The organism is Idiomarina sp. UBA3162 (assembly GCF_002364475.1).
Lineage (GTDB): Bacteria > Pseudomonadota > Gammaproteobacteria > Enterobacterales > Alteromonadaceae > Idiomarina.
Genome location: NZ_DEYI01000096.1, coordinates 1 through 6,120, shown reverse-complemented (window position 1 = coordinate 6,120; position 6,120 = coordinate 1). Strand labels below are relative to the sequence as shown.

9 protein-coding genes are annotated in these 6,120 nt (G+C 47.2%); 4 read left to right on the top strand and 5 right to left on the bottom strand.

The features are described from left to right. From B2X00_RS11860 to dolP, 4 genes are all read left to right on the top strand, one after another. Positions 1-857 (top strand): penicillin-binding protein activator (locus B2X00_RS11860; protein WP_290487841.1); only part of this gene is annotated, 857 nt, incomplete at its 5' end. Continuing rightward, positions 857-1,207, top strand: a complete 351-nt coding sequence (locus B2X00_RS11855) for a YraN family protein (protein WP_290487840.1) — start codon at positions 857-859, stop codon at positions 1,205-1,207. The genes B2X00_RS11860 and B2X00_RS11855, both read left to right, overlap by 1 nt. Position 1,208: 1 nt before the next feature. Then, the gene (locus B2X00_RS11850; RefSeq protein ID WP_290487839.1) at positions 1,209-1,757 is read left to right on the top strand and encodes an SIS domain-containing protein; all 549 of its coding nucleotides are present in this window, start codon (positions 1,209-1,211) and stop codon (positions 1,755-1,757) included. A gap of 1 nt (position 1,758) precedes the next feature. After that, the gene (gene dolP, locus B2X00_RS11845; protein WP_290487838.1) at positions 1,759-2,343 is read left to right on the top strand and encodes a division/outer membrane stress-associated lipid-binding lipoprotein; all 585 of its coding nucleotides are present in this window, start codon (positions 1,759-1,761) and stop codon (positions 2,341-2,343) included. A gap of 21 nt (positions 2,344-2,364) precedes the next feature. Here the strand turns inward: dolP and B2X00_RS11840 are convergent, their stop codons facing one another. From B2X00_RS11840 to petA, 5 genes are all read right to left on the bottom strand, one after another. Continuing rightward, complete coding sequence (locus B2X00_RS11840; protein WP_290487842.1) at positions 2,365-2,814, bottom strand: ClpXP protease specificity-enhancing factor; 450 nt, start codon at positions 2,812-2,814, stop codon at positions 2,365-2,367. Positions 2,815-2,856: 42 nt separating this feature from the next. Beyond that, a complete protein-coding gene (gene sspA / locus B2X00_RS11835; protein ID WP_071463065.1) occupies positions 2,857-3,480 on the bottom strand; it encodes a stringent starvation protein SspA in 624 nt (207 codons plus the stop codon). Between the two features lie 70 nt (positions 3,481-3,550). After that, a complete protein-coding gene (locus B2X00_RS11830; protein WP_290487837.1) occupies positions 3,551-4,285 on the bottom strand; it encodes a cytochrome c1 in 735 nt (244 codons plus the stop codon). Then, positions 4,285-5,550, bottom strand: a complete 1,266-nt coding sequence (locus tag B2X00_RS11825) for a cytochrome b (protein WP_071463063.1) — start codon at positions 5,548-5,550, stop codon at positions 4,285-4,287. The genes B2X00_RS11830 and B2X00_RS11825 overlap by 1 nt, the downstream gene beginning before the upstream one ends. Continuing rightward, on the bottom strand, positions 5,550-6,120 hold a 571-nt coding region (gene petA / locus B2X00_RS11820; RefSeq protein ID WP_290487836.1), incomplete at its 5' end, for a ubiquinol-cytochrome c reductase iron-sulfur subunit. The genes B2X00_RS11825 and petA, both read right to left, overlap by 1 nt.

Sequence of the window (6,120 nt, the reverse complement as noted above, 5' to 3'; positions counted from 1 at the left end):
AAAAACATGTCAATGCTTGGGTTCAACAACCGATGCTCGGCGTTACACAAGTTTACTTAAACCAGCCTGAATTGCCCGATGATGTCATTATTCCGAGTGGTCATGTGACCTTCGCATTAGATAGTGAAACAGAAGCGGCACAAGCGGCTGACTACATTTCAGAAACAGCGAAACTCAGCAGTATCATTTTTGCGGCCAAAAGCGGTGCTGGTACTAAAATGGTCAATGCCTACAAACGCAGTTGGCCGACAGATAGTGAACGGACGGTTGAAAGCAGTTGGTATAGTAGCACTGAAGAAATGCAGTCCGCTGTTGAACATGCGTTAGGCGTCGCAGCGAGCGCGGAGCGTATTAGAAATGTAAAGATTGCAGCAGGTAAGATTATCGTCGATGCGCAAGAGCGCAGTCGTAGCGACGTCGATGCGATATACATTGCAGGTAATCTAGAACAAGCCCGACTTCTTAAGCCCTTTATTGATGTGAACCTGTCGCCCTTCGCACCGCCCGCCGATGTGTTTGCCAGTTCAGCCATTCACCGTGTAACTAATCAAACAGGGGACAACGACCTACGCGGTATTGTATTTACCGAAGCGCCTATTTTGTTGCCTAACCAGCAACCGTTTGCCATCAACACCTGGTTGAAGCTACACGCTAATGCGGATTTAAACGATGCGCGGTTAGTAGCAATGGGACACGATAGCCTTACGGTATTGGAGCAGATCGACTCGTTACGCTGGATGCGTGGAAAGTCCATCAGCGGGATGACAGGCCGACTTTCCATACATTTAAATAATATTCATCGTCAGATGAGTTGGGCTAAATTGACGCCATCAGAGGTCAACGTTATCAAGCCCTAATGTCTACCAGAAAACGTGGAATTGAAGGAGAGTCGCAAGCGAGTCGTTTCTTACGCAAGCATGGGCTCAATATTGTGCAACACAATTACCGTGTACCCTGCGGTGAAATTGATATCATTTGTCGCCAACGCGATACCTGGATATTTGTCGAGGTTAAACGACGTAAAAATAGCGAGTTTGCCTCAATTTTAGAACAAATTACTACGCGTCAGTGTCAACGCATCAGACGCGCCGCGCAGTACTTTTTAGTTGAACAACAAGTAAATGAGTACCTCGCAAAGATGCGCTTTGATATTATTACAATAAATGATAGCCAGGTTACGATTGAATGGTACAAGGACGCTTTTTAGCATGAACGAAGAACGTATTAAGGCGCTATTTACTGAAAGTATTCAAACGCAGATTTCTGCTATTGAAAGCCTTTCAGAACATATTGAAGATTGTGTAGAGCTGTTGGTCAACAGTTTGCTCGCCGGGCAACGTTTATTCGTCTGCGGCAGCGGCGCTAGCCATATGCTAGCTGAGCACTTCGCACGCGTGATGAATATCGGTTATAAGATTGAACGCCCCGCGTTCCCCGTTATTGCACTAAATCAGTATGCTCAAGCGCAAGTTGCCTCGCTTGCTCAAGCAGGCGACCTGCTATTAGTTTTTGCGACACGTGAGAGTGATGACTCAGCGCTTATCGAAACTATGGAAACTGCGCTCAGTCGCAACATGATTATGGTAGCGATTACGGGTCAACAGAATGATATGGTTTCAGGATTGCTCGGTGCCAATGATTTGGAGTTGCAGATTCCGTCGTTAAACGAATCGCGCGTACTCGAGCAACAACTGTTAATCAGTCAGTGTATAAGTGAATTGGTTGAGAATACAATTTTCCCTCAGGAGCACGATTGATATGAGTCGTCATACACATACTATTCGTTGGTTACTTATCGCTGGGCTTTCGGTCCCGTTGCTACAAGGATGTGCAGCTGTAGCCGTTGGCGCGGCCGCGGTCGGTGTATCATCCGCAACCGATCCGCGCACCTTAGGTACGCAACTAGATGACCAAGCAATAGAGATGAAAGCGAACGCCAAACTAGGTAATGATAAACAATTGGAAGATTATCGCATCCGGGTAGTGAGCTATGGTAAGCAGGTACTGCTCGTGGGCCAAGTCGACACCGATGCACAACGAGCTCGTGCAGAGGAAGTGATTTCGGATACTAACGGTATTGAGCGTATTTTCAATCAAATTCGTTTAGCTAGCAAAGCAGGCATAGCCACTCAGGCGAGTGATACGTGGATTTCAAGCCGTGTCCGTATGAAACTCATTGCCGACGATGAAGTAGACGCGACCGACGTAAAAGTCGTTACCGAAAACGGCGAAGTGTTCTTACTTGGTATCGTTAACGATTCGGCAGCTGACAGAGCGGTTGAAATTGCGCGGAATATTGATGGTGTGCAGAAAGTGGTGAAAGCATTTAGTAGAGCGCGTTAGGCGCTCTACTCATGACGATAGTTATTTTATAACTTTTAAGTTCGGCTTCTTCTTGCTCGAACTCTTACTCGAGGATTGCTCAGGTTTATTGCCTTCCACTGTATCCAAGGACACCGAAGGTGTCTCCTCAGATTCTTCAGCTTGTGGCATTTTATCTAACTGAGGTTCGGCTTCAAACATTGCGCCTGCGCCGTTTTCTCGGGCATAAATCGCTAATGCTGCGGTCATCGGCACGATGACTTCCATGGGTTGACCACCGAAACGTGCATTGAAGCGTACTTCCGTATCCATGAGTTGCAAACCGACTACGGCAGTCGGTGAAATATTCAACACGATTTGTCCATCTTGAACAAACTGCTGCGGCACTTTTGTGCCAACGATAGTCGCATCAACTACCAAATGAGGCGTCAGTTGGTTGTCGACGATCCAGTCATAAAGCGCCCTCATTAGATAGGGACGCTTTGCTGTCATATCACTTAATTCCATAACCGCTCCAATCGAAGGTTAAAAGAATTAAAGACGCGCGATTTCTCGCTCAACATCGGTCAGTGACTCTTGAAACGTTTTGCGTTCAAAAACTCGGACCATGTAAGCTTTTACGTCTTTTGCGCCTTGCCCTGTCAGCTCAATACCGTAGCTTGGCAGGCGCCATAATAGCGGGGCCAAATAACAATCGACTAAACTGAACTCTTCACTCATGAAGTAAGGAGTATCAGCAAAGATCGGTGCTAAAGATAAAATCCCTTCACGCAGTTCTTGGCGTGCTTGGTTATCTCCCGCCATGATTTTGTCCGCTAAGGTATACCAGTCACGTTCGATGCGGTGCATCATTAAACGGCTTGTACCTCGTGCTACGGGGTAAACAGGCATCAATGGCGGATGCGGAAAACGCTCATCGAGATATTCCATAATGATGTGAGCGTTATAAAGAACAAGCTCACGATCCACTAAAGTGGGTGTCGCGTCCGGATAAGGATTTAACTGCATTAAATCTTCAGGGCGCTCATCGCCACTGACAAAACTAATTTCTACCCCGACACCTTTCTCTGCTAGTACCAAGCGAACTTGGTGGCTCTTCAGATCGTTCTTGCTGGAATATAACGTCATCACTGAACGCTTATTTGCTGCAACCGCCATGTATTTCTCCAGATAATTTCAACAGCAAAAGGGTGGCAAGCCACCCTTTTCTACTGAGCTCGAATACTGCTTACTTAAGATCTTTCCAGAACTCTTTCTTCAGCAACCAAGCTAAAATGGTGAACACCAATAAGAAACCAAATACGAACCAGCCCATACGGCGTTGTTCAAGTTTCATTGGCTCACCCATATAGACCAAGAACGAAGTCAGGTCGAGCATCGCTTGATCGTATTCGCTTTCGGTTAAACGGCCTTTGCCATCGGTCTTAAGACCAACATAAACCTTTTGCATTTCGCCATCGATACGGCGCTCTTCATAGGTTTTCTCTGGCAAGCCTTGTAACTCTTGTAGTACGTGCGGCATACCCACATTTGGGAACACCGTGTTGTTAACACCAAACGGACGACTATCATCGCGATAGAACGAACGTAAATAGGTATAAATCCAGTCTGGACCGCGCACGCGAGCTACGTTGGTCAAGTCAGGCGGCGGATTACCAAACCAAGCACCAGCTTTTTCAGGAGACATATTATTGGTGATAAGGTCACCCGCTTTGTCACCTGTAAACTGCAAGTTTTTCTGACCGACTTCCTCAGGAATGCCCAAGTCCTCAAACATACGGTTGTACCGCGCGTACTCGAGTGAATGACAGCCTAAGCAGTAGTTCATGAACAACTGTGCACCACGCTGTAATGACGCTTTGTCGTGCAAATCAACTTTTGCTTCGTCAAGCGGCACAGTGGGTCCCGCCGCAAATACGAGCGACGGGATAAGTGTAGCAAGAGCGATTAGTAATTTTTTCATTATGACGTCACCCTTTCTGGTACCGGCTTGGTCTTCTCACGCTTACTGTAGAAGAACAGCAATACGAAGAAGGCGAAGTATAAGAACGTAAAGATCTGTGCAAACACTGTTGCTGTTGGCGTAGCCGGTTGCGTACCCAAGTAGCCCAGTACCAGGAAGCTGACCGAGAATACCGCCAAGTTCAACTTGTGTAAGACCGAGCGATAGCGAATTGAACGTACGCGTCCACGATCTAACCAAGGCAATAGTGCCAGTAGCACAATTGATGCGAACATTAGAATTACGCCGAATAGTTTGTCAGGAACCGCGCGCAAAATCGCGTAGAACGGTGTGAAGTACCAAACCGGTGCAATGTGTTCTGGTGTCTTCAACGGGTTTGCCGGCTCAAAGTTTGGTGGCTCAAGGAAGAAGCCGCCCATCTCAGGCATAAAGAAGATCACATAACAGAACAAGAATAAGAAAATACCGATACCAACTAAATCTTTAACGATGTAGTAAGGGTAGAACGGAATCGCATCCACAATGTCGTATTTCTTAGTGAAACGCTCGTGGAACTTGAATTTCGGTTTTTCTTCATCAGGCACTGAGCCTTTCGGCTTTTTAATCGGCACACCGTCTGGGTTATTAGAACCCACTTCGTGCAGTGCGATAATGTGCAAGAACACAAGGATTACAAGCACTAACGGCAACGCGATAACATGAAGCGCGAAGAAGCGGTTCAGGGTTGCGCCCGAAATCACGTAGTCACCGCGGATCCATAGTGTCAAATCATCGCCGATGACTGGAATCGCACCAAACAAGGAGATGATTACCTGAGCCCCCCAGTACGACATCTGACCCCAAGGTAGCAAGTAACCCATGAAGGCCTCAGCCATTAGTACTAAGAAGATAAACATACCGAACAACCACAGTAATTCACGTGGTTTTTGGTAGGAGCCGTAAAGCATGCCGCGGAACATGTGCAGATAAACTACGATGAAAAACGCGGACGCCCCGGTTGAATGCATGTATCGGAGCAGCCAGCCGTATTCGACATCACGCATGATGTATTCGACTGATGCGAACGCACCCTCAGCACTCGGCACGTAGTTCATGGTTAACCAAACGCCCGTTAGGATTTGGTTGACCAATACCAACATCGCTAGAACGCCGAATAAGTACCAGAAGTTAAAGTTTTTCGGAGCAGGATACTGTGCAAGGTGGATATTCCAAGTTTTGGTCATTGGAATACGTGCATCGATCCACTCAACGAATTTATTAGCCATTATGCTTGCCCCTTATCTTCGCCGACCAAGATCGTGTTGTCGTCAACGTAATAATGTGGCGGCACAACCAAATTTAATGGTGCCGGAACACCCTGGAAAACACGTCCAGCGATATCATAGGTCGAACCGTGACACGGACAGAAGAATCCTGACTCAACACCTTCTACGTGCTCTTCCATTTCTTTAGGTAAGTAGCTCGGAGAACAACCTAAGTGGGTACAGATACCTACAGCAACGAAAAATTCTTTTTTAATTGAACGATATTCGTTCGCTGCATATGAAGGTTGTTGTGGCTCTTCAGAATTAGGGTCGCGCAGACGATCTTCATGAGTCTTAAGACCATCGAGCATTTCAGTTGAACGGCGAACAACCCAGACGGGCTTACCTCGCCATTTAACACGAATCATTTGACCCGGTTCTGCTTTCGCGATGTTAACTTCGACCGGTGCCCCGGCGTTCTTTGCCCTCGCGCTCGGATTCCATGATGCGATAAAAGGAACGGCGACACCCACCGCTCCGGCACCACCAACGACTCCGGTCGCGACCGTCAAAAAACGACGGCGGCCTTTA